The organism is Halorarius litoreus (assembly GCF_024362405.1).
Taxonomy (GTDB): domain Archaea; phylum Halobacteriota; class Halobacteria; order Halobacteriales; family Haloarculaceae; genus Halorarius; species Halorarius litoreus.
Map to the genome: position 1 here is coordinate 722,946 of NZ_CP101454.1, position 21,462 is coordinate 744,407.

Here is a 21,462-nt window from a genome sequence, read left to right on the forward strand (position 1 = left end):
TGCTCAGAGGTCGAACAGCGCTTTCGCGTTCTCCACGAGCAGTTTTCGCTCGACCTCGTCGCTGAAGCCCAGCTCGTCGATCTGGTCGAACGTCTCCTCGTACTCGAGCACCGGGTAGTCCGTCCCGAAGACGGCCTTGTCGCGACCCCGCGTCCGGATGAACTGGACGATGTTCTCGTCCCAGTACTTCGGGGCGTGGGCGGTGGCGCCGAGATAGAGGTTCGAGTGTTTCCAGACCAGCGCTTCGAGTTCTGACGACCACGGCCACCCCGTGTGACCGCCGACGATGTCGAGCCCCGGGAAATCCATGGCGACGTCGTCTAACAGGAGTGGCTTCCCATGCTTGCTCGGCATCTTCATCGCGGAGTGGCCGACCTGCATCACGACGGGAACACCGAGTTCCGCACACTTCGCGTAGAACGGGTAGTACCGCCGGTGGTTGAGCGGGAGGTCCCAGCCGTACGGCTCCAGGAGCGCCCCGACGAAGCCGTGGTCCTCGACGTACTCCTCCAGCCTGGCGACACCCTCCATCCCCTCTCGGGGATTGATTCCCGCCAGCCCCTTGATGCGGTCCGGGTGCTCGCTGGCCACGTCCGCGACCAGTTCGTGTGGGACGTCGATCTGCATCCCTCCTTCGAGGGCACCGAACTTGAGCGCGGGAATCAGCACCGTGCCGACGCCATGGGCGTCCATCAGCTCGACGAACGCGTCGGCGTCCATCCCCTTCGCGGGCTCGTACATGTCCGCTTTGCCGAAGATCTGCGCCGCGACGCTCTGTGCCTCGGAGTCGAAGTAGATCTCCATCCCCTCTCTGGTGAAGAGGTTACACCAGATGTCGACGATCTCACCCTCGCCTGCTACCATGGATTGCTCACTCGCTGTTGCATGTGGAGACACGTCGAAGAGAGTTCGTTTAACCCTACCGGTGGCTGCGGTCTGCTCGGGTAGATTTATACACACACGGGCAGACTCTCGGGTAGATGTCGTACTCGAAAATCAACCTAGACGAGGTCGAAAAGAGCACGCGAACCGACGCCGAGCCGGCGGTGAAGATGCTCGGCTACGACCTCAAGACCCGTGGCGACGACCGCCCGAACGAGATGCGGTTCAACTACTTCTACTACGACGCGGGCGACACCGTCCGCCGCCACTATCAGAAGGAACAGGAGGAGATATTCTTCGTCATCTCCGGGCGCGCCGTCATGGAGATCGACGGCGAGGAGTTCGAGATCGAGGCGAACGACTTCGTCGTGGTCGACCCCGGACCGATGCGGCAGATTCACGCGCTCGAGGACACCGAGATCTTCGCCGTCGGTGCGCCGAACCTCCGCAACGACGCGGTGTTCGAAGAAGACCTCGAGGAGTAACCGCTCCAGCAGCCGGACGCCCAGCAGTCTCAGAACGCGTCGATGACTTCCTCGCCGAACCGTTCCATCAGCCCGAGCTGTTCGTCGATGTCGGTCGTGAAGAAGTCGACGATGATGCGGGTGGTGCCGGCCTCCCGGTACGTCTCGACGTCCTCGATGATGTCCGCCGGCTCGCCCGAGAGGAGCCGGTCCGGGTCCGCGTCCGGGCCGAGACTCACCGGCCGCAGCACGGCGATTTCGGGGTCGCCCTCGCGTTCGAAGTCAGTCCAGGCGTTCATGATGCGGTCGCGTGTCGTGGCCACGTCGTCGGGGTAGTCCCACAGCGTCGACCAGCCGGTGCCGAACTGCCCGACACGACGGATGGCCGCCCCCGACTTCCCACCGATCCAGATGGGGATATCGTGGGCCGGCCGGGGGTGGAACCCGACCTCGTCGAACTGGTAGTGCTCGCCCTCGTAGCTCGCGATGCTGTTCTCGCAGGCCAGCTCGAAGATTTCGAGGAACTCGTCGGTTCGGCGGCCACGCTCCTCGAAAGGACTCCCGAGCGCGTCGAACTCCGTTTTCATCCAGCCGGGGGCGACGCCGAAGTCGAAGCGCCCCTGCGAGAGCGCATCGAGCGTGAGGATGTTCTTCGTGAGGACGAGCGGATGTCGATAGGGAGCCGCCACGACGTTCGTCCCGAGGTCGATCTCGTCGGTGACGGCCGCGAGATGCGAGAGGACCTGGAACACGTCGAAGACGCTGGTCTCGGTATCGAACGGTGGTTCCCCGGACGACGAGTACTCGTAGTCGGTGGGGATCTCCTTCGGGTAGACGATGTGGTCGCCCGCGACGACGACGTCGAAGCCGCTGTCTTCGGCGACGCGCCCGCTGCGGCGGAACACGTCGGGGAGGTCCGCGTCGGCGATGCCGTAGGTGTTGCTCGTCGCCGAGAGCATCACGCCGAACTCCATCTCGTCGCTCATGGATATCGCCCTGCCGGACGGTCTGCGTACTCGAACATGTACGCTCTCGAATACGGTGGCTGGCAATTAGGTCTTGTGGTGGACCCGCACAGTACGAGCGTTTATTACCCCGACACAGCATAGTGGGTGGCATGCCGCGCCCACCACACGACGTGGTCTGTAACAACCCGGACTGTGCGATGGATATGTTCGAGGTTCACCACTCCCACGAGATGCCCGACGACGTCGGGGTCGACGACTACACCTGTCCGTACTGTGGCAGCGATGACCTCGAAGAGATCTGGCCAGCGTGACCGCTGCAGTTTTTACCCTGGTACCGCGTTAGGCGGGTATGGAGTTCATCGACGAAGCCGAGCTACAGAAAGCCGACCCCAAAGTCGTCCACACTGACGACGTCCCACTCGTCGACCTGTCGGAGGTCGAGGACGTGCTCCCGACGGTCTCGATCCGCCCGGTCGACGAGGTGCTCGACTTGCAGAAGATGGCTGCGAAGCTCTGGTACTTCGAGCCCGGTGAAGAGGTCGGCTTCCACGCCCACCCCGAAGAGGAAGAGCTGTACTACGTCATCGAAGGCGAGTTCTCGCTCAAACTCGGCGACGCCGCGGACCCCGAATACGTCAGGGTCGGCCCGGGGACGTTCTTCGCCGCCGGGCCGTACGAACCGCACGGTCACCGGTGTGTCGGCGAGGAGAACAGCGTCGTCCTCGCGCTCGGCGCGCCGGCCGACGCCGGTGACGAGGTCATCGACCCCCACGACCTGTAGGGCGTGGTCGCCGGTCAGGTCGCCTGCTCGCCGTACGTCGCATCGAGGTATTCGAGGATGCGAGCGGACTCGGCCATGGTGACGCCGTACTCGTCGTCGACGAGAACGGGCGTCTGTCGCTGGCCGGAGACCTCCTTGACGCGGTTCCGCCGGGAGTGCATCGCTTCGACCCAGACGCTGTGGTAGTCGAGGTCCAGTTCGTCCAGTTTGTCGACTACGCGCACGCAGTACGGGCAGCCTTCGAGGCGGTACAGTGTTCGGGACATTCGTGGGAACGTTACACACGACCCCTGAAAAAGATGTCGCGCCAGGGCGCTGCTGGGGACCTGTGGGGAACGTTTATACACTCGGTCGCAGTATCCCGGTCCATGCCTCCCGAGACCGGCGAGACTGCCCCGGAGTTCGAAGCGCTCTACTGCGACGGCGAAGTGTTCGAGGACATGCACGTCGACGAGGTCCTCGGCGAACGCGGTGCCGTCCTCTACTTCCAGGGGTTCGTGTTCAGCGCAATCGCCCGCCATTGGTGGAAACGCTTCGAGCGTGGTGGCTGGGACGACCTCGACGGCGTGGAGGTCGTCGGCGTCGGCCGCGACGGCCCCTTCGCACAGAACGCCTTCCTGCGGCGCATCGACAGCCCGTTCAGCGTGTTCGCCGACGTGGACGGCTACATCACCGACCTGTTCGACCTCCGCATCGAGCGCGACGGCATGGCCCACGTCACGACTCCCAAGCGGTCGGTGTTCGTCCTCGACGCCGACCGCGAGATACAGTACCGCTGGGTCTCTCCCGACACGGTCTCACCGCCACCGGTCGACGAGATCGAAGCTGCAGTCGAAGAGCTCTGAGTTCTGCCGCGCGCTACTCGTAGAGGTGCTTGGCGATGACCGACCGGTTGACCTCGTTCGTCCCCTCGTAGATCTGCGCGCCCTTCGCCTCGCGCATGTACCGCTCGACCGGGTAGTCGGTGGAGTAGCCCCGTGAACCGTGGATCTGGACGGCTTCGGTTGCGGCCTCCATCGCCACGTCGGAGGCGAACGTCTTCGCGATGGCGGCGTCCTGCGTGATGCGCTCGCCATCGTCGATGCGGGCGGCGGCCTGATACGCCAGCAGCCGGGCGGCTTCGAGGTTCATCTTCATGTCAGCCAGCTTGAACGAGACGCCCTGGAACTCGCGGATGGGTCGGTCGAACTGTTCGCGCTCGTCCGCGAAGGTGGCGCTGGCATCGAGACAACCCTGCGTGATGCCCACGCCCTGTGCGGCGACGCCGATTCGCCCGAGGTCGAGCGCCTCCATGATGTAGCGGAACCCGCGCCCCTCCTCGCCGATGAGGTACTCCTGGGGCACGCGCAGGTCGTTGTACTCGATCTCGCTCTCGATGACCGCGTCACCCTCCATACAGGGGATGTCGCGGACGATGTCGAAGCCGTCGCGCTCGTGGGGGTTCGGGATGCCGATGATGCTCACGTCGTCGTGGCTGCCGGTCTGTTCCGTCCGGGCGACGACGAAGACGAGGTCGGCGACCGCGCCGTGGGAGGTCCAGACCTTGTGGCCGTTGAGCACGTAGTCGTCGCCGTCCTTCTCGGCGGTCGTCTCCAGGTTGTTCGCGTCGCTCCCGGCCTGTGGCTCCGTCAGCGAGACCGCAGTGATTTGATTCTCGGTGAAGATGTCGGTCAGCCACTCGTCTTTCTGCCAGTCGTCGGCGAACTTCTCGAGCGTGTTGCCGATGAGCCCACAGGAGAGCGAGACCACGCCGGCTGGAATCTTCCAGACACGGGCGAGCTCCTCGACGGCGATGACGAACGAGCGGTGGTCGAGGCCGGCCCCGCCGTACTCCTCGGAGACGGTGATGCCGTAGAGCCCGGCCTCGCCGAGCGTGTCGATGACGTCGACCGGGAACTCGCCGCGCTCCTCGTAGTCGTCGACAATCGGTTCGATCTCGGCTTCGACGAACGAACGCATGCGCTCGCGGAAGTCGTGGTGGCGCTGTTCCAGCCCGATAGTGTGGCGCGTGGTAGAGTCTGTCATCGGCGTTGTATCGTCCGTAATTACGGTACGGAGCGCTTATATCTTGTGTCGGGTGGCGGTGCTCGGCTGGCATCGCTGCATGGGTTGAACCAGGTCGCTGCTGGCTATCCAGTGTGGACCGAGTTGGAAAATATTGCCTTATTGCACCCGCTTCTGTACCGACCAGTTGAGCGAAAGGATATGCGCAATGCTGACGAGGCCGAATGGGAGAGAGCTGTCGATACCGTCGTCATCGGGTCCGGCGGGTCGGGGATGCTCGCGGCACTCGCGGCGAGCGACGCCGGCGTGGAGACACTCGTCCTCGAGAAAGCGCCGGCGCTGGGCGGGGCGACGGCCGTCTCCGGCGGCGCGATGTGGCTCCCGAACAGCGAGCCGCTCCTCGACGAGCTAGGCGAAATTGAGCGGGAGAAACTCGTCTCCTACGTCAGGAACGTCGCCGGCGAGCGCGTCCCAGCGGCGATGATCGAGCGATTCATCGACGCGAGTCCGGGCGTCGCCGCGTACATCGACGAGAAGACAGCGCTCGACCTCGGCTTTTCTGGCTATCCGGACTACCACCCGGAGTGGGAAGGTGGACACCCGAAAGGACAGACGATAGAGCCGGGTATCTACGACGGGAGCCGCCTCGGCGAGAACCTCAAAAACGTCCGTAGCAACCCACAGACACCGATTCCGACGTCGATCGGTGAGATGATGAACTCCGGTGGGATGGCGAAGTTCCCCGTCGTCGCCGACTGGGACGAGCTCAGAGAGCGACGCGAGAACGACATGCTCGGCACGGGCCGCGCGCTCATCGCGGGACTGTACGAAGCGTGTCTCGACGAGGGGGTAGCGTTCGAGACCGACGCCCCGGCAGAGGAACTGGTGGTCGACGATGGAACTGTGGTGGGCGTCGTCGCCACCATCAACGACGAGGAGACGTGCATCCGCGCGGACAGCGTCGTCGTCGCCACCGGCGGGATGGAGTGGGACGAGGAGATGTGCGAGAACTTCCTCGCGGGGCCGATGACTGCGCCGACGAGTCCACCGTACAACGAGGGTGACGGCATCAAGATGGGGATGGAGGTCGGCGCGAAGCTCGGCAACATGAACGAGGCGTGGTGGTGTCCAGCCGGGTACGTCCCCGGCGAAGAGTGGGACGACGGCTCCCCCCTCTACCGGATCCTGCTCGCCGAGCGCACGCTCCCAGGGACGGTTATGGTCAACGAGGACGGCGAGCGGTTCTGCAACGAGTCCGGCAACTACGTCGACCTCGGGAAGACCTTCCGTGAGTTCGACCCCCACGAGTACGACTACGCGAACCTCCCGGCGTACGTCATCTTCGACAGCAGCGCCCGCGAGCAGTACGCGTTGCTGACGGTCATGCCACATCAGGACGACCCCGAGTGGCTCACGTCGGCAGACACGCTTCGGGACCTCGCCGCGAAGAAGGGGATCGACCCCGACGGCCTCGAAGCACAGATCGAGCGGTTCAACGAGTACGCCCGCGAGGGGGTCGACCCCGAGTTCCACCGGGGCGAGAGCGCACACGACACGATGACTGGCGACCGCGACGCCGAGCATCCGAATCTCGGCCCGGTCGACGACCCGCCGTACTACGCTATTGACGTGTACGCGGGGAGCATCGGCACGAAAGGTGGCCTCGTGACGACGCCCGATGGTGCGGTCGTCGACGTTGACGAGGAATCGATCCCGGGGCTGTACGCGGCGTCGAACAGCACGGCGCACGTCATGGGAATCGGCTACGCCGGTGGGGGCGGGACGATCGGTCCGAACGTCGTCTTCGGCTACCTGGCCGGGATTGCGGCAGCAGACAACGCAGTCGAGTACGACGTTTCGTCACGAGTGTAGCGACGGGGAGAGCGGCGAGTCACCTACAGCCCGTCTCGTTCTTCGAGTTTCGCCCGCTGTATCTTGCCGGAGACGGGCGTCGTCGGGAGCTCGTCGATGAACTCGATCTCGCGGGGGTACTCGTAGGGAGCGAGTCGGTCCTTGATGTACTCCTGCAACGTCGTTGCCAGCCCGTCAGACGGCTCGTACCCCTCGACGAGCGTCACGAACGCCTTCGGCACCTTCCCGCGCGTGTCGTCCGGGATACCGATGACACCGGCGTTGGCGACCGCCTCGTGGGTCGACAGGGTCTCCTCCAGTTCCTCCGGGCTGACCCGGTAGCCGGAACAGATGATGACGTCGTCCTTGCGGCTGTGGAACGCGAAGTAGCCGTCCTCGTCTTTCGTACCGAGATCCTCGGTGAGGAGCCACCCGTTCGCGAACTTCCCTTCGGTTCGGTCCGGCATGTTCCAGTAGCCGTTGAAGATGACCGGGTTCCCCTCGTGGCGGACGGCGATCTCACCGACCTCGTCGGAGCCGATCGGCTCGGCCGTCTCCTGGTCGACGATGTCGACCGCGTGGCCCGGCACGTGGGGGCCCATCGTCCCGTCGCGGCTCTCCAGCAGCGCACCGCACTCGCCGATGACGAGCAGCGCCTCGCTCTGTCCGTACGCCTCGTTTATCGTGACGTTCCCGAAAGTCTCCTGTGACCAGTCGACGATGCTCTGGCCGACAGCCTCCCCGCCAGTCGGTATCGTCCGGACCGACGTCACGTCGTACTGCGCCGGGTCGTCGACCTCGTTCATCATCATTCGGATGACCGTTGGGGGCGCGAACCAGTTCGTCACGTCGAACGCTTCGATGATCTCGAGTTCCGTCTCCGGATCGTATCGGCCGGGGTAGCCGACCAGCGACGTCCCGTAGAACAGACTCGCGATGCCGACGAAGAACACCATCCATCCCCAGCCCGCAGGCGTCCGCCAGACGGTCTCGTCGTCTATCTGGAGGTTGCAGTGGATCGTAACGAAGCCGGGGAGGAGCCCGAGGTGGAGCCGGTGGGGTGTCCGCACGCCTTTCGGGTCACCGGTCGTCCCACTCGTGTAGATAAAGACGGCGTCCTCGTCGGGGTCCGTCTGCACCGTCTCGACGTCGGCGTCGTGTGCTTCGAGCGTCGACCAGAAGCCGACGACGTCGTCACCAGCCACGTCGTCGTCGGTGACGAGGACGTGTTCGAGCGAGTCGATGTCGTCCCGAACGGTCTGTACAGTATCGAGGTTATCCGGGTCGACGATGCAGACGCTCGCGCCGCAGTCAGAGACGCGGTACTCCAGTGCGTCGGGGCCGAACTGCGGGGCGAGAGGGACGGAAATCGCACCGAGCCGCCACGCCGCGAGATTGACGACGAGCGTCTCGACCGCCTGCGGGGCGGTGAGTGCCACCCGGTCGCCCCGGGAGACGCCCATCTCTGCGAGCGCGTTGGCGAACTGTCGTGAGTACTGCTGGAGCTGTTCGTAGGTGTATTCAGATCGCTGGCCGTCGATCGATTGGACGTACAGCGCGACTTTCTCGGGCGTCTCCTCGGCCCAGCGGTCGCATACGTACTCGACGAGATTGAACTGCGACGGGACCTCCCACTCGAAGTCCTCGCAGAGTTCGTCGTAACTGTCCCACTCTCTCTCGTAGAAGTGGTAAGCTTCTAAGCGTCGCATAGCGCTGTATCGATGCCCCTTGTTAAATTCCTTCCCTCGACTAGATACCACTAGAGCACTGACTCGGCCCGTCGACCGGTGGCTGTCGTGAGTGGTCGTGTCCGCACGCGGACGGCGTCCGTGTGGTGGGAAACACGGGTACCGGAGGTCGTCGAGCGCGCGCCGTCGGACGCCAATCACCGGCGGGGCAAGGTTTATCTCTTAAGGCTGAAGAACTACAGTGAGAAGTATGGATAGCGAACCCGACGAGTCCGTCTCAACGCAGGAGATCAAACCGGAGTACAAGTACCCGTTCCATTGGGATCTCGACTTCTCCCTGAACATCGGCGAGATCAACAAGCGGTTTTTCGACGAGTTGGAGGAGAAACGCATTATGGGGACGAAGTGCCCCGATTGCGGTGACGTGTTTGTCCCGCCGCAGTCCGTCTGCGTCGAGTGCTACACGGAGGCGGACGAGTGGGTCGAAGTGGAACAGAAGGGCATCCTCGAGAGCTACACGGTCTGCTTCTTCGAGTTCCGGAAGATGCCCGAACCACCGTACATCACGGGTGTTATCCGCGTCGACGACTCCGCCATCTGCATGATGCACTTCATCGAGGAGATCGAGTACGACGAGCCGATGGACCTCGTCGACAAACTCGAGAAAGGCCAAGAGGTAGAGCCGGTGTGGTCGGACGACCGCAACGGCAATATCTTCGATATGGACCACTGGCGTCTGGCGGAATGAGGTTGATCGAGTATGAGGACAACCCACCCCACCGAGGGACAAACGGATGACTGACGTCGCAATCGCCGGCTACGGCACGAGCGGCTTCGCTGGTGAAACGCAGAAATCCGGCAACGAGTTGGTGCTGGAGGCGAACATGGCCGCCCTCGAAGATGCGGGCATCACCCACGAAGACCTGGACAGTGTGATGTTCACTGGACAGGACCCCTACGACGGTGCTGCGATCAGTGATGGGCAGAAGATCGCGACCGCCGCGGCCTACAACAAACCCATGATGCGGCTGCAAAGCGGCGGCGGCGTGGCAATCCACCAGGCGCGGGCGAAGATCCGCTCCGGGAAAGCTGACGTCGTGACGGTGGTCGCAGCCGACTTCGTGACGGCCGACCCGACGACGCTCTCCTGGAGTTCGCACGAGGCGCTGTACCACCGACCGTTCGGCATGAACAACCGCCAGTCCTACGGTTTCTTCACCCAGACCCATCTCGACGAAACCGACGTGACCCGGGAAGATCTGGCGGCGACAGCGGCCAAGAACTACGAAGCAGCAGCCGAGAATTCGGCTGCGCACCGGCGCGACGGCTACTCGACCGAGGACGTGCTCGACTCGGATCCGGTCGTCGGACCACTGACAGAGCTGATGCTCGGCCCGATGTCCTACGGGGCTGCCGTACTGGTGCTGGTCAGCGAGGACGTCGCCGACGAGCTCGACGAGGTCTGTGGCTGGATCGGTGGCACCGGGATGGCGACGGCCAAGTACAAGTATCGCGACATGGCAGACAGACTCGACCAACCGACGTTGCGCGACGCCGCGTCGACAGCCTACGACGAAGCAGGTGTCTCACCGGACGACATCGACGCCGCAGAGATGGCGACCTATGCCCCCTCGTTCGAACTGCTGGGCTACGAAGCCCTCGGCTTCTGTGACGAGGGCGAGGGTGCATCGCTCGTCCACGATGGGACCACAGCTATCGACGGGTCGCTGCCCGTCAACGCGTCGGGTGGCCCGCTGGCGACGAGTCCGCCGAACTCCGGTGGCGTGTACCGCGCCATCGCTGCCTGTCAGCAACTCGAGGGCAAACTCGGCCAGCACGCAGCCGAGCGCGTCCTCCTATGGGACAACGACATGCACCTGGGCGAGCCAGCGCGGACAGATGCTGTCCTCGTCCTCGAGGAGGTGTCGACATGACGCGGAAAGCTGGCGCGATCGGTGTCGGCTACTCCGACCCCGAGACGTTCACCGACTACCGGCTGTCGACGATGTCCAAGGAGGAGCAGGCATACGCGGCCATCACGGCGGCACTGGAGCACGCCGACGCCGACCCCGACGACATCGACGTGGCGCTGTTCTGTACGGTCGACGGCTTCGAAGGCACGTTCCGCGTCGAGCGGACGCTCGAAGTACTGGGGATGGGCAACGACATCCCCGTCATCAGCATCAACACCGGCGGCACCGCCGGCGGCAGTGGTGTGAAAGTCGCCTACGAGTATCTCGCGTCGGGAGACTACGACACGGCGCTCATCTACGGCTCCCCATCGTTCGACTCGGTGGTCGAGGCCCAGCCCGTGATGAACACGAACGCCGACCCGCTGTTCGAGCGGAACTTCGTGACGGCCATCCAGATGGGCGCGCTGCCGAGTTCAGGCTACATGGAGATCTCGGGGGCGACGCTCGAAGACTTCGCCAAAGTCGCCGCGCAGAACTACCAGAACGCGGCGAAAAACCCCTACGCCCACCGAAACGAGGGCAAGACAGTCGAGGAAGTGCTCGACTCCCCCATGGTCTGCTGGCCGCTCAAGCGTGCGATGACCTGCCCGGTCTCCTCGGGCGCAGCAGCGATGGTCATGGCAGAGGAGGAGACGGCGTACCAGCACCGCGACAACCCGGTCTGGGTCGACGACATCGATTCCATCTCGAACACGTTCGAGACCGGTCCTCGGACGATGGACTGGTTCCCGAAGCTCAAGATCCTCGCCGACAGGATATACGAGCGCCAGGAGATCGACGATCCGCTCGAGGCGTTCGACGTCTGCGAGACGTTCAACCCCTACATCCCGTTCGAGTTGATGGAGTACGAGGCGATGGGGTTCTGCGAGAAAGGCGACGGGAAGTACCTCATCCGGGACGGCGTGACTGCTCGCGATGGGAAACTACCGGTCAACTGCTCGGGCGGAACGCTCGCGACGAACTCCGGCATCTGTGCGTCACTCTCCCGGCACACCGAAGTCGTCCTCCAGCTGATGGGCGACGCCGGCGAGCGTCAGGTCGACGGCGCTGAACGGGGGCTGGCTCACTCCTGGGGTGCAAACCTCGGGCAGTTCCAGCAGATGTGCATCTTCTCGGCAGACTAGTCACCACCTACTTTTTCGCGTCGTCGCTGTCGCCAACAGCCGAGGGTTCACTCCCGGCCGAACTCCGACACCGGGCCGAGGTTCTCCCGTGCGCGGACGAGCGGCTGGAGGAAGTCCTCCGGCGGGAGCCACGGCATCTCGAAGTCCGCCCCCGCATAGACGTCCTCGATGGCAGCGAGCAGCGCGTCATCGTCGGCGATGGACTCGCCGATGACGGCCTCGTTGAGCCGGTCGACGGCCTCGTATGCGGGCTTGTGGTACATGTCGCCGGTGAACTCCACGTCCCGGATGGTGTCGTCGGCGTCGACGAGCACGCTCACCTTGATGAGTTTCCGGCCTTTGTACGCGACCTCCGCGACGCGGTCGTCGGGGTCGGCGTTCTCGAACACGCGGCTCGTCGAGTAGTACTCGAACCACTCCGTCGAGCCGTAGTACTCGCGGTGTTCCTCGAGCGCCGCCCGCTCGTCGTCGCTCAGTTCGCCCGCCTCGACGGTCCCGTCGACCAGGTCGGCCAGGTTCGACGCCCCTTCGGCCATGATGGCGTCGACGTCGGTGTCGGGGGCGACCTGCGAGAGCGAGGTCATCCGGCCGGCCGCGCTGTCGGTCTCCTTGTCCTCGAACTTCTCCTCGGGCAGTTTGAGCACCTCGTCGATGCGCCCGAACGTCTCAGGGTCGAACGTCTCGTTGATGAGGTTCATGAAGACACCCCAGACCCCGTTCTGGTAGCCCGCACCCGAGACGCCCACCTTGGCGTACTGGCCACCTTCCTCGTCGGGTTCGAGTTCGATGTCACCCCCGTCTCGATACACGGCATCGGAGACGCCCGCGTCGCGCAGCGACTTCGCCATCGCCTCGCCCGCGAGGTCGATGTACTCCGTCATGGTGTGTTCGCCCCTGTCCTGGAAGAACATGTAGAGGACCGGGGTGTTGTCCCCCTGGAAGAAGCCCGTCCCCCCGCTGACGTTGTACCGCCGGCCGTAGGCGATACCCTCCTCTTCGGCGCGGTCGCGGTCGATGAGCGAGGCGTCCTCGACGGGACCGAGTTCGAGAAACAGGTCGTCCTCGAACGTCCACTGCATCACCGTCGGGGGCGCCTCACCGGCAGCGACGCTGTCGATGAGTGTGCGCTCGATTGCGGGGTACGTGTCGGGGCCGATAGTCAGGTCGAGTTTGCGAACTGTCGTCATGGACTCGGGTTGCTAGTGGACGGTACCCCAAAAATAGTTGATGGACACTGCGGGCCGACGACGGGCTACGGACTGCCGACTGCGCGTGAACGGACGGTAACTCGGACCGCGAAAACGAGAGTGTTGCAGCGCAGCGACGCGCGGTTCTCAGTTGTCGATCCAGGGCGGCGAGACGTAGTCGCCGTGGTCGACGCGGTCGGGCCAGAGGCCGACCTGCCGCGGTTCGCCGTCGACCTCCTGCCACTGCATCACGGGCGGCTGGACGCCTTCCGGCCCGTAGTGCGGGTCGTGGACGTACTCCTCGCCCTTGTCCTGGTAGTTGATCTGGCCGGTCACGCCCTCGAAGTCGAGGTCGTCCTCGATCGCCACCACGAGGTCGTCGGTGTCGAGCGACCCCGCCGCCTCGATACCGTTGAACAGCGACTGGGCCGCGTCGTACATCGTGTACGCCTGCGAGTGCGGCGGCGGGCCGCCGTACTCGTCGCGGTGGGCCTGGATGAACGCCTCGGTGGTCTCGTTGATCTCGAAGCCGGGACCGCTGCCCGGGATGTACGACCAGACGTACTCGACGGCGCCGTCCGTGTTCTCCCACTGCGTCGGGATGGCGGAGAAGATGTCCGCTCCGCCCAGCGAGTAGTTCGGCTTCCGCTTCGCCCACTGGAGTTCGAGCCCGATACCGCCCTGCGAGAGGAACGAGTACATCAGGTCGATGTCCTCCGACTCACCCTTGTCGAGGATAGGCGAGAAGTCGTTGGTGTCCGAGGAGAACTGCTCGGTGAACGCGACCTCCACCGAGTCCGGCAGGTTGTCGACGGCCGTCTGCCAGATCTCCTGGAACCCCGTGATGTTCTCGATCGCCAGCCCGATCTTCTGGAACCCCCACTCCTCGAACTTGTCCTGGGCGTGCATGCCGAGGTTGAGGCCGAAGTAGTAGGAGTTGGGCATCGCGCGGAACCACGTCTTGTTGTCCTCGTAGTTATCGTTGATGCGGTCGTTGATCTCCGTCGTCGAGACACCGCCGGCGACGTGGACCTTGCCGAACTGCGGCATCTCGTCGAACACCGCCAGCCCCGGCTCGCTGCCGAAGAGGCCGATGGTCGCGTCGACCTCCTCTTCGAGCATCAGCTCGCGGTACACCTTCCGCGCCGTCGCCGGGTCGAGCGCCGTGTCCTTGACGACGACCTCGACGTCGGCACCGAGCACCCCCCCATCGGCGTTGACCTGTTGGACGGCCAGTTCGGCCGCCTGCTGCATCGCGGTACCGCCGGCGAAGTTCCCGGGGAGCGGCGCCAGCGCACCGACCTTTATCGGCCCGTCGATGTTCGGCTCACCGGTCGTGCCACCGCCGCCGTCGCCGCCATCGCCACCGCCACCACCGTCGCCGCCATCGCCACCACCGCCACCGCCACCGCCGCCATCGCCGCCATCGCCGCCATCGCCGCCACCGGTACACCCTGCGACCAGGGCAAGTCCACTGGTGCCCGTTGCCGCCAAGAAGTTCCGGCGATTGAACCGGCCTCGAGCCGCGGAGTTGCTGTTGTCTTCGGCCTTGCCTCTGCCAGAGTCTGTCATACACTTCTGATACAGAATCCACCCCATATAAAATTTGAGGTGCGTACGTCCAGGCAGACGAGAAATCAGTGGTGACTCCGTCGCAACGCGAGTTCCCGCTCGATGACCGTCGGCGGCGTCAACAGAAGATTGTCACGTCTCTCCCGGAGAACCGTGTCGTTTCTGTATCACGTTTCGGCGGGCCGCTCCCACTGGGTGGGCACTCCAAGTCGGGGCGCTATCCTGCGGTTGACAACAAGTATTAAATACGCGGGGGGGCACGACAGGAACATGGTACAGCTCACCAATATCGTCATCAGTGCCCTCACTCTAAGTGCGCTGTATGCCCTCGTCGCAATCGGGTTCACGATGATATTCGGCGTCGGTGATATTCTGAACGTTGCTCATGGTGCAGCGATTATCCTCGGTGGGTTCGCAGCGTTCTACACGGTATCGATATTCGACCTGAGCATCTGGATCGGGTTGGTCTTCGCCATCATCGTTCCAGCACTCTTCAGCGTGGGCATCTACAAGATATTCGTCAAACGCATCGAAGACGAGATCTTCATCGTCATCATCACGCTCGTCATACTGCTGCTGACAGAGAACATCTTCCTGTTCGTCGAGGGGACGAGTTCGAAGGTCATCCCCGACCTCTTCCCCGGGCAGACAGAGGTCGCGGGGATCGCCATCCAGAACAACTCGGCGTTCCTGTTCGTGTTCTCGTGGGCGCTCATCCTCGGGCTCATCGTGTTCACCAACCGGAGCTGGATCGGCCGCGGCATCCAGGGGCTGAGCATGACCAAACGCGGGTCGACCCTCGTCGGTGTCAACACGGAACGGACGACGACGTACACCTACGCCATCGCCGGCGGGCTGGCCGGGCTGGCCGGGCTGTTCTTCGGCATGTCGCAGTCGGTGTCGTACGACATGGGGCTCGACCCGCTGTTGCTCGCGTTCGCCATCGTCATCCTCGGCGGGATGGGCTCCATCAAGGGGAGCGTCGTCGGCGCCTACATCATCGGCTCGCTCGAGACCATCACCACGTCGATGATCGACGCGCGCATGACCGGCATCATCTCGCTGGTCGTGATGTTCATCGTGATCATGATTCGACCACACGGGCTCTTCGGCCGCCCGGGGGAGGAGTAGATGAGTAGCGCACTCTCCGTCGGCCGGCTCAAGCAGGTGCCGATCCGCTACTGGCTCGGCCTCCTGGCGTTCGTCGGGCTCGCGGTGTTGCCGTCCCAGCTCAGCACGCTCGACATACTCACGATGTCGGCGGCGTTCTTCTTCGTCTGTTTCGTCATCAGCTGGGACTTCGTCTCGGGGTACACCGGGATGGTCAGTTTCGGTCACACACTGTTCTTCGCACTCGGCGGGTACAGCACGGCGATACTGAACCTCAACTACGGGATCGACCCGGTGTTCGGAATCGTCGTCGGGATCGTCGTCGCAGGGCTGGCAGGGCTCCTCATCGGACTGCCGGCGCTCCGCATCGACGGGCACTACCTCGCGCTGTTCACCCTGCTCCCGCCGCTCATCCTGCTTCGGATGTTCCAGTTGTTCCGTGAGGAGACCGGGGGCTCGCGGGGGCTCCCCGACCCGGCGAACCTCATCGAGATGGACAGCTTCGCGGCGACCGCCGAGGTGAACTACTACCTCGCGTTCGGGTTGTTCGTCTTCATCTTCCTGCTCACCTTCGTGATCACCCGGTCGGACACCGGGAAGATCTTCACGGCCATCAAGGAGAGCGAGGACGCGGTGTCGAGCGCGGGGATCAACCCCGACAAGTTCAAGATCTACGCGTTCACGCTGAGCGCCGCGCTCGGTGGGCTCGCCGGGGCGGTGTTCGTCCACACCCCCGCCGGGAGCCCGTCGCCGACGCAACTGCTCGGGCTCGTCGTCATGATCGAGGTGCTCATCGCCGCCATCTTCGGCGGCTTCGGCACCATCACGGGCGCGACGTTCGGCGGCTTCTTCTTCTTCTGGGTCACCAACTGGTTCGAGGGGCTGGAGTACGCCGTCCCAGTGCTCGACGTGCCGATCACCCGGGTCGACGAGGTGCTGTTCTTCCTCCTGATGCTGGCGCTCCTGATGTACCTGCGTGAGGGCGTCCTCCCGTGGGCGACGCGCAGCGGCAGGCGGATCGTGCAGTACGCCAACGGTGGCGACCCGCAGGCCGTCGCCGACGGCGGCCGCCCACCGCTCGACAGTGTACTGGAGAACTACCGCGAGACATACGACGACATGATCGACCGAATCAACGGGAGGGACCGATGAGTACCGATTCACAGGCGACGACCGTCGCGGACGTCTCGGCGGACGCCGAGACGATTCTGGAGGTCGACGGCCTGGTGAAGCGCTTCGGCGGGCTGACGGCAGTCGACAACCTCTCGTTCGAGGTCGAAAAGCAGGAGATTCTCGGCTTCATCGGGCCGAACGGCGCCGGGAAGTCGACGACGTTCAACTGCATCTTCGGGACGTACGACCCCACGGGCGGGACGGTTCGGCTGCGCGGCGAGGACGTCACCGGGAAGCCGGCGTACGAGATGGTCCGGAAGGGTATGGCACGGACGTTCCAGACGTTCCGGCCGCTGCCCGACCGAAACGTCCTGGAGAACGTGGAGCTGGCGAACGTCGACGACGACCTGTTCACGCTCTCGGGGCTGTTCGGCCGGAAGAGCTCCGAGGCCGCGGCGATCTGCGAACGCGTCGGGCTCGGTGACGACATGTACAAGATGCCCGACGAACTGCCCCACGCCGGGATGATCCGGCTCGAGATCGCCCGCGCAATCGCGACGGACCCAGAGATCCTGCTCGTCGACGAGCCGTTCGCCGGCCTCTCGGGCAAGGAGGTCGCGGGCCTCTCGGAGCTGTTCGAGAACCTCCGACAGGAGGGAACGACCCTCATCGTGGTCGACCACAACATGCGTGGGCTGCTCAACCTCATCGACCGGGCCATCGTCATCAACTTCGGCGAGCGTATCGCCGACGGCACGCCCGAGGAGATCAGGAACGATCCGACGGTGCAGGAAGCGTACCTCGGGAGGTCGGAGCGATGAGCGAGCAGACCGCCCCGACGCGAGCGACGACGGACACCATCGTCGAGGCGACCGACCTGTCGGTCTCGTACGGGAAGGTCAGGGCGCTTCGCGACGTCGACCTCACCATCAACGAGGGCGAAATCGTCTCGCTCATCGGGCCGAACGGCGCCGGCAAGACGACGTTCGCGGACACGACGGCCGGCTACCTCCCCTACACCGGGAGCATCTCGTTCAAGGGGACCGAGGTCAACAGCGTCGACCAGTCGACGCTCGTCGACGACGGGCTGATCTACACCACCGAGAAGCGCGACCTCTTCGCGTTCATGAGCGTCGAGGAGAACCTCACGATGGGTGGCTACCGCAGCCGCGACACCGTCGACGAGATGCTGGAGTTCGTCTACGACCTCTTCCCCCGGCTCGAAGAACGCCGGTCACAGGAAGCCCGCACGATGTCGGGTGGCGAACAGCAGATGCTGGCCATCGGGCGGGCACTCATGGGCTCGCCGGAGCTGCTCATCCTCGACGAGCCGACGCTGGGGCTCGCGCCCGTCATCATCGACGACATCAGCGACGCGCTCGACCCGATTCTCGACCGAGGTGTGACGATCCTGCTCGCAGAACAGAACGTGACGTTCGCGCTCAACCACGCAGACCGCATCTACCTGCTGGAGAACGGGTCGGTCGCGAAGTCCGGGCCGGCGAGCGAGATGAAAGGCGACAACTACATCCGCGACACGTATCTCGGCGGCTGAGTTCGTCGACTACAGGCCGAGCAGGCGGTCGCTGTTCTTCCCGAGCAGTCCCTCGATTTCGTCGTTCGTGAACGTCGGTCCCTCCTCTCTGTCCGCGAGCGACCGCACGTTCTCGATCCACTCCTCCTTCGGGTGGACGGGGTCGAACGCCGGGTCGTCCGTCCCGAAGTGCATCCGGTCGGAGCCGACGGCGTCCATCAGCTTGCGAACGGCCGTCGCGAACTCCTCGGGGTCGTCCTTGCAGCGCTCCTGCCAGCCCGAGATGTCGACGTGGAGCCGCGCGTTGACCTTCGAGCGAGCGACGGCGTGGAGCTGTGGCCACCACTCGAAGGACATGTGCGCGGCGACGATGTCGAGGTCGGGGAAGTCGCTCAGTACCTCGTCGAGGTTGTGCGGGTGTGAGTACTTGCTGTACAGCGGCGCGAAGATGGGACCGGTGTCGGTCAACACGGGCACGTCGTACTGGCGAGCGAGTTCGAGGAGGCGGTAGGTCTCCTGGTCGTGGTGGTAGAATCCCGCCGTCGGATGCAGCTTCAGCCCGTCCATGTCGAGGTCGGCGAACGCCGTCTCGATGTGCGCGGCCGCGTCGGCCCGACGCGGGTCGATGGTCGCGAACGCGGAGATGCGGTCGGCGTGGTCGTCGCGGAACTCCGCGATGGTCCGGTTGACCTCCTGAATCGGCGTCTCGGGGTCCCCGAGCGCCACGCCGAAGTCGACGCCGAAGACGTTCTGGTGGTCGATGTCGGCCTCGTCCATCCGTTCGAGCAACTTGGCTCCGTCTGGGTCCCAGTACGTCGGGAGATAGGATTCACGGATGCGGTCGGGGTCGACCGTCTTCCCCTTCTTCTCGTTCTCTCGGACGGCGATCTCGACGAACGCCTCCCAGAACCGCTCCGGAAGCCAATCCTCTGCCCACAGATGGGAGTGGACGTCTACGATGCGGGTCATGTGTCAGCTACACGGTGACGCCACGCGATTGAAAGCGTTGCGGTGAGGTCACTGGGCAGACAGCCGCAACGACGAACAGGGAGCCCGCGACAGCTGGCCGGTCAGGGTTTGATGAGGAAGCCGCCGTCCACCGGGAGCGTGATGCCGGTGATACGGGCGGAGAGGTCGGAGCCAAGGAACAGGACGGCATCAGCCAGATGCTCCGGCTGTCCCTTCCCGGGCATCGCTTCCGACACCTCGAAGCGGGTGACTCGGTCGGGTTTCTGCTCGGCTGCGCGGTGGTGCATCGGCGTCTCGACGATGCCCGGCAGCACGGAGTTGACGCGGATGTTGTCCTCGGCGTACTCCATCGCCGCCGTGCGCGTCATGCCGTTGACGCCGGCTTTCGTCGCGCTGTAGGCGCTGCGACCCATGACCCCCGAGTCCGCTGCGATGGAGGAGGTGCTGATAATCGAGCCGCCGCCGTCGGCGAGCATCGCCTGGATGCCGTACTTGATGCCCAGGAAGACGCCCCGGAGGTTTATCGCGACGACCTGGTCGAAGGCGTCCATCTCGTACTCGGCGAACGTCGAGAGCGGCCCCTCGATGCCGGCGTTGTTGAACAGCACGTCGAGCCCGCCGTACTCGCTGACGGCCGTCTCGATCATCGCCTTCACGTCGGCCTCCTGTGAGACGTCGGTCTGGACGAACGTCGCCTCGCCACCGTCGGCCTCGATCTGGTCGACGGTCTCCTGCCCACCGTCCTCGTCGACGTCGGCCACGACGACGCGCGCACCCTCTTCGCCATATCGCAGCGCCGTCGCTTCGCCGATTCCCGATGCACCACCCGTGATAACTGCTACCTTGTTTTCGACTAGCATGTGTCCCTCGTCTGTTGGGTCAAACTAAAGTCGCTTATAGTTACCTCCACCGGGCCGCGACCTAGATCACCGTCTGTCCGAGAGGTCTGAGAAACGCGATGTCACGCACGCTCAGGTCGAGATCGAGAGCGGCAGGGATTCGAGCCCGTAGACGTTGCTGCCGTAGAACGGTTCGAGGTCGTCCGTCGCGATCTCGACGGTGTCCACCGCATCGAGGAACGCGGAGAGCATGATGGTCGCTTCGAGTCGGGCGACTGGCGCGCCGAGACAGGTGTGGGGGCCACGGCCGAAGGCGAGATGTGTGTTCGGCTGGCGGGTGGGGTCGAACGTATCCGGCTCGTCGAACTGGCGAGGGTCGCGGTTGGCTGCACCGAGGTGAGCGACCACGAAGTCGCCTTCGGGGATGGTCTTCCCTTGCAGTTCGACCGCTTCGGAGGTCTGTCGGCGGACGACGTGGACGGAGGTGCGGTAGCGAAGCACCTCCTCGACGGCGCGGTCCATCGGAATCGAGCCGTCCTGCAGTTCGTCGACGACGTCCTGTTCGACGAAGGTCCAGATCGCGTTCGTCAGGATGTGGCGGGTCGTGACGTTGCCGGCCAGCAAGAGAAACAGGCCGAAGTTGTAGATCTCCTGTTCGGTCAGAACGTCTTCGCCGTCTTCGATTATCGTCGTGATCAGGTCGTCTTTCGGATCGTCGCGGCGCTGTGCGACGATGTCTGCGAAGTAGTCGGTCATCTCCTGGTGAACCTCGACACGGTTCTCATGCGCTCGCTTTTTCGCTTCCGGCGTCCGTTTGTCGGGCGCCGCCACGAGCTCGTCGGACCACGTCTTGAACTGCTCGCGGTCTTCCGGTGGCACCCCGAGAATCTCGGCGATGACGGTGACCGGGAAGGTCCAGGCGACGTCCTCGACGAAGTCGATCTCGTCCTGACCGGTGACGGCCTCTTCGACGAACCCCTCGGCCATTGCCTCGAACGTCTCCTGATAGCGCTTGAGATAGCCCGGGCGGAACACGTCGTCGATGATACCACGAAACTCCGTGTGCTTCGGCGGGTCGACGCTCGCCAGTGTGTCTGTCGTCTCCGTCTTTTCGTTGGCGTTGAGCAGCATGTCGATGGTGTTCGTCGCTCCGCTTTCGGAGGAGAACACGCTGTAATCCGAGATTACGCGCTCGACGTCGTCGTATCGGAACACGTCCCAGACACTCCGCTCCTCGTCGAACCGAACCGGGGCACGCTCCCGCATCTGGTCGTACCACGGATACGGGTTCAACTGTCCGTCGTCGTCGGCCACCTCGTCTGGGATTTCGAATGCACCACGCTGGCCTGGCTTCGAGGTATCCATAGCGTGATATTTGCAACTGTCGATAAAATGCTTTGCTA

The 21,462-nt window shown here is 64.2% G+C and carries 22 protein-coding genes; 12 read left to right on the top strand and 10 right to left on the bottom strand.

Translation table 11 applies throughout. The annotated features are described in order from the left end of the window. Positions 1-3 precede the first annotated feature (3 nt). Positions 4-864 (bottom strand): amidohydrolase family protein, encoded by an 861-nt coding sequence (locus NL126_RS03730; RefSeq protein WP_255197571.1) that lies wholly within the window; start codon positions 862-864, stop codon positions 4-6. Between the two features lie 116 nt (positions 865-980). Here NL126_RS03730 and NL126_RS03735 point away from each other — a divergent pair, with 116 nt between their 5' ends. Next, positions 981-1,367 (top strand): cupin domain-containing protein, encoded by a 387-nt coding sequence (locus NL126_RS03735; RefSeq protein ID WP_255197572.1) that lies wholly within the window; start codon positions 981-983, stop codon positions 1,365-1,367. Between the two features lie 29 nt (positions 1,368-1,396). On the opposite strand, the gene NL126_RS03740 is transcribed toward NL126_RS03735, so the two are convergent. Beyond that, on the bottom strand, positions 1,397-2,332 hold the full coding sequence (locus NL126_RS03740) for a TIGR03619 family F420-dependent LLM class oxidoreductase (protein WP_255197573.1): 936 nt from the start codon (positions 2,330-2,332) through the stop codon (positions 1,397-1,399). A gap of 131 nt (positions 2,333-2,463) precedes the next feature. Between NL126_RS03740 and NL126_RS03745 the strand changes: the two genes are divergently transcribed. Together NL126_RS03745 and NL126_RS03750 are read left to right on the top strand one after the other, a co-directional pair. Then, positions 2,464-2,625: a DUF7559 family protein gene (locus tag NL126_RS03745; RefSeq protein ID WP_255197574.1), complete on the top strand. Its 162-nt coding sequence runs from the start codon at positions 2,464-2,466 to the stop codon at positions 2,623-2,625. Positions 2,626-2,663: 38 nt separating this feature from the next. Beyond that, positions 2,664-3,095, top strand: a complete 432-nt coding sequence (locus NL126_RS03750; protein ID WP_255197575.1) for a cupin domain-containing protein — start codon at positions 2,664-2,666, stop codon at positions 3,093-3,095. Positions 3,096-3,109: 14 nt separating this feature from the next. Here NL126_RS03750 and NL126_RS03755 read toward each other — a convergent pair whose 3' ends face one another. Then, positions 3,110-3,361, bottom strand: a complete 252-nt coding sequence (locus NL126_RS03755) for a glutathione S-transferase N-terminal domain-containing protein (protein WP_255197576.1) — start codon at positions 3,359-3,361, stop codon at positions 3,110-3,112. Between the two features lie 102 nt (positions 3,362-3,463). On the opposite strand from NL126_RS03755, the gene NL126_RS03760 reads away from it, so the two are divergent. Continuing rightward, the gene (locus NL126_RS03760; protein ID WP_255197577.1) at positions 3,464-3,940 is read left to right on the top strand and encodes a redoxin domain-containing protein; all 477 of its coding nucleotides are present in this window, start codon (positions 3,464-3,466) and stop codon (positions 3,938-3,940) included. 13 nt (positions 3,941-3,953) lie between these two features. On the opposite strand, the gene NL126_RS03765 is transcribed toward NL126_RS03760, so the two are convergent. Continuing rightward, the gene (locus NL126_RS03765; RefSeq protein WP_255197578.1) at positions 3,954-5,120 is read right to left on the bottom strand and encodes an acyl-CoA dehydrogenase family protein; all 1,167 of its coding nucleotides are present in this window, start codon (positions 5,118-5,120) and stop codon (positions 3,954-3,956) included. 180 nt (positions 5,121-5,300) lie between these two features. Between NL126_RS03765 and NL126_RS03770 the strand changes: the two genes are divergently transcribed. Continuing rightward, complete coding sequence (locus NL126_RS03770; RefSeq protein WP_255197579.1) at positions 5,301-6,971, top strand: FAD-binding protein; 1,671 nt, start codon at positions 5,301-5,303, stop codon at positions 6,969-6,971. A gap of 23 nt (positions 6,972-6,994) precedes the next feature. Here the strand turns inward: NL126_RS03770 and NL126_RS03775 are convergent, their stop codons facing one another. Continuing rightward, positions 6,995-8,659 (bottom strand): acetate--CoA ligase, encoded by a 1,665-nt coding sequence (locus tag NL126_RS03775; protein WP_255197580.1) that lies wholly within the window; start codon positions 8,657-8,659, stop codon positions 6,995-6,997. 229 nt (positions 8,660-8,888) lie between these two features. Here NL126_RS03775 and NL126_RS03780 point away from each other — a divergent pair, with 229 nt between their 5' ends. The 3 genes from NL126_RS03780 to NL126_RS03790 are packed head-to-tail and all read left to right on the top strand — an operon-like array spanning position 8,889 to position 11,735. Beyond that, positions 8,889-9,386 carry a Zn-ribbon domain-containing OB-fold protein gene (locus NL126_RS03780; protein WP_255197581.1) on the top strand — a complete coding sequence of 166 codons (498 nt, stop codon included), beginning with the start codon at positions 8,889-8,891 and terminating at the stop codon, positions 9,384-9,386. Between the two features lie 46 nt (positions 9,387-9,432). Continuing rightward, a complete protein-coding gene (locus NL126_RS03785) occupies positions 9,433-10,572 on the top strand; it encodes a thiolase family protein (protein WP_255197582.1) in 1,140 nt (379 codons plus the stop codon). Continuing rightward, positions 10,569-11,735, top strand: a complete 1,167-nt coding sequence (locus tag NL126_RS03790) for a thiolase family protein (RefSeq protein ID WP_255197583.1) — start codon at positions 10,569-10,571, stop codon at positions 11,733-11,735. The genes NL126_RS03785 and NL126_RS03790 overlap by 4 nt, the downstream gene beginning before the upstream one ends. Before the next feature lie 47 nt (positions 11,736-11,782). Here NL126_RS03790 and NL126_RS03795 read toward each other — a convergent pair whose 3' ends face one another. Both NL126_RS03795 and NL126_RS03800 read right to left on the bottom strand, forming a co-directional pair. After that, positions 11,783-12,922 carry a lipoate--protein ligase family protein gene (locus tag NL126_RS03795; RefSeq protein WP_255197584.1) on the bottom strand — a complete coding sequence of 380 codons (1,140 nt, stop codon included), beginning with the start codon at positions 12,920-12,922 and terminating at the stop codon, positions 11,783-11,785. Positions 12,923-13,069: 147 nt separating this feature from the next. Then, positions 13,070-14,494, bottom strand: a complete 1,425-nt coding sequence (locus tag NL126_RS03800; RefSeq protein ID WP_255197585.1) for an ABC transporter substrate-binding protein — start codon at positions 14,492-14,494, stop codon at positions 13,070-13,072. Positions 14,495-14,764: 270 nt separating this feature from the next. Here NL126_RS03800 and NL126_RS03805 point away from each other — a divergent pair, with 270 nt between their 5' ends. Genes NL126_RS03805 through NL126_RS03820 form a run of 4 tightly spaced genes read left to right on the top strand, consistent with a single transcriptional unit; the run spans position 14,765 to position 18,272 of the window. Then, complete coding sequence (locus tag NL126_RS03805) at positions 14,765-15,625, top strand: branched-chain amino acid ABC transporter permease (RefSeq protein WP_255197586.1); 861 nt, start codon at positions 14,765-14,767, stop codon at positions 15,623-15,625. After that, positions 15,626-16,756 carry a branched-chain amino acid ABC transporter permease gene (locus NL126_RS03810; protein WP_255197587.1) on the top strand — a complete coding sequence of 377 codons (1,131 nt, stop codon included), beginning with the start codon at positions 15,626-15,628 and terminating at the stop codon, positions 16,754-16,756. It abuts the gene before it with no gap. Next, positions 16,753-17,538 (top strand): ABC transporter ATP-binding protein, encoded by a 786-nt coding sequence (locus NL126_RS03815; protein ID WP_255197588.1) that lies wholly within the window; start codon positions 16,753-16,755, stop codon positions 17,536-17,538. The genes NL126_RS03810 and NL126_RS03815 overlap by 4 nt, the downstream gene beginning before the upstream one ends. Then, positions 17,535-18,272 (top strand): ABC transporter ATP-binding protein, encoded by a 738-nt coding sequence (locus NL126_RS03820; RefSeq protein WP_255197589.1) that lies wholly within the window; start codon positions 17,535-17,537, stop codon positions 18,270-18,272. The genes NL126_RS03815 and NL126_RS03820 overlap by 4 nt, the downstream gene beginning before the upstream one ends. Positions 18,273-18,281: 9 nt before the next feature. Here NL126_RS03820 and NL126_RS03825 read toward each other — a convergent pair whose 3' ends face one another. From NL126_RS03825 to NL126_RS03835, 3 genes are all read right to left on the bottom strand, one after another. Next, positions 18,282-19,220, bottom strand: a complete 939-nt coding sequence (locus NL126_RS03825; protein WP_255197590.1) for an amidohydrolase family protein — start codon at positions 19,218-19,220, stop codon at positions 18,282-18,284. Between the two features lie 101 nt (positions 19,221-19,321). Further along, entirely contained in the window at positions 19,322-20,080 is a 759-nt protein-coding gene (locus NL126_RS03830) for an SDR family NAD(P)-dependent oxidoreductase (RefSeq protein ID WP_255197591.1), read from the bottom strand. A 111-nt stretch (positions 20,081-20,191) separates the two neighbouring features. Beyond that, positions 20,192-21,424: a cytochrome P450 gene (locus NL126_RS03835; RefSeq protein WP_255197592.1), complete on the bottom strand. Its 1,233-nt coding sequence runs from the start codon at positions 21,422-21,424 to the stop codon at positions 20,192-20,194. Between the last annotated feature and the right edge of the window lie 38 nt (positions 21,425-21,462).

What these genes read in the sequence shown, in the direction of transcription:
- NL126_RS03730 (WP_255197571.1), bottom strand. Translation starts at nt 864, where the DNA reads ATGGTAGCAGGCGAGGGTGAGATCGTCGACATCTGGTGTAACCTCTTC.
- NL126_RS03735 (WP_255197572.1), top strand. Translation starts at nt 981, where the DNA reads ATGTCGTACTCGAAAATCAACCTAGACGAGGTCGAAAAGAGCACGCGA.
- NL126_RS03740 (WP_255197573.1), bottom strand. Translation starts at nt 2,332, where the DNA reads ATGAGCGACGAGATGGAGTTCGGCGTGATGCTCTCGGCGACGAGCAAC.
- NL126_RS03745 (WP_255197574.1), top strand. Translation starts at nt 2,464, where the DNA reads ATGCCGCGCCCACCACACGACGTGGTCTGTAACAACCCGGACTGTGCG.
- NL126_RS03750 (WP_255197575.1), top strand. Translation starts at nt 2,664, where the DNA reads ATGGAGTTCATCGACGAAGCCGAGCTACAGAAAGCCGACCCCAAAGTC.
- NL126_RS03755 (WP_255197576.1), bottom strand. Translation starts at nt 3,361, where the DNA reads ATGTCCCGAACACTGTACCGCCTCGAAGGCTGCCCGTACTGCGTGCGC.
- NL126_RS03760 (WP_255197577.1), top strand. Translation starts at nt 3,464, where the DNA reads ATGCCTCCCGAGACCGGCGAGACTGCCCCGGAGTTCGAAGCGCTCTAC.
- NL126_RS03765 (WP_255197578.1), bottom strand. Translation starts at nt 5,120, where the DNA reads ATGACAGACTCTACCACGCGCCACACTATCGGGCTGGAACAGCGCCAC.
- NL126_RS03770 (WP_255197579.1), top strand. Translation starts at nt 5,301, where the DNA reads ATGCGCAATGCTGACGAGGCCGAATGGGAGAGAGCTGTCGATACCGTC.
- NL126_RS03775 (WP_255197580.1), bottom strand. Translation starts at nt 8,659, where the DNA reads ATGCGACGCTTAGAAGCTTACCACTTCTACGAGAGAGAGTGGGACAGT.
- NL126_RS03780 (WP_255197581.1), top strand. Translation starts at nt 8,889, where the DNA reads ATGGATAGCGAACCCGACGAGTCCGTCTCAACGCAGGAGATCAAACCG.
- NL126_RS03785 (WP_255197582.1), top strand. Translation starts at nt 9,433, where the DNA reads ATGACTGACGTCGCAATCGCCGGCTACGGCACGAGCGGCTTCGCTGGT.
- NL126_RS03790 (WP_255197583.1), top strand. Translation starts at nt 10,569, where the DNA reads ATGACGCGGAAAGCTGGCGCGATCGGTGTCGGCTACTCCGACCCCGAG.
- NL126_RS03795 (WP_255197584.1), bottom strand. Translation starts at nt 12,922, where the DNA reads ATGACGACAGTTCGCAAACTCGACCTGACTATCGGCCCCGACACGTAC.
- NL126_RS03800 (WP_255197585.1), bottom strand. Translation starts at nt 14,494, where the DNA reads ATGACAGACTCTGGCAGAGGCAAGGCCGAAGACAACAGCAACTCCGCG.
- NL126_RS03805 (WP_255197586.1), top strand. Translation starts at nt 14,765, where the DNA reads ATGGTACAGCTCACCAATATCGTCATCAGTGCCCTCACTCTAAGTGCG.
- NL126_RS03810 (WP_255197587.1), top strand. Translation starts at nt 15,626, where the DNA reads ATGAGTAGCGCACTCTCCGTCGGCCGGCTCAAGCAGGTGCCGATCCGC.
- NL126_RS03815 (WP_255197588.1), top strand. Translation starts at nt 16,753, where the DNA reads ATGAGTACCGATTCACAGGCGACGACCGTCGCGGACGTCTCGGCGGAC.
- NL126_RS03820 (WP_255197589.1), top strand. Translation starts at nt 17,535, where the DNA reads ATGAGCGAGCAGACCGCCCCGACGCGAGCGACGACGGACACCATCGTC.
- NL126_RS03825 (WP_255197590.1), bottom strand. Translation starts at nt 19,220, where the DNA reads ATGACCCGCATCGTAGACGTCCACTCCCATCTGTGGGCAGAGGATTGG.
- NL126_RS03830 (WP_255197591.1), bottom strand. Translation starts at nt 20,080, where the DNA reads ATGCTAGTCGAAAACAAGGTAGCAGTTATCACGGGTGGTGCATCGGGA.
- NL126_RS03835 (WP_255197592.1), bottom strand. Translation starts at nt 21,424, where the DNA reads ATGGATACCTCGAAGCCAGGCCAGCGTGGTGCATTCGAAATCCCAGAC.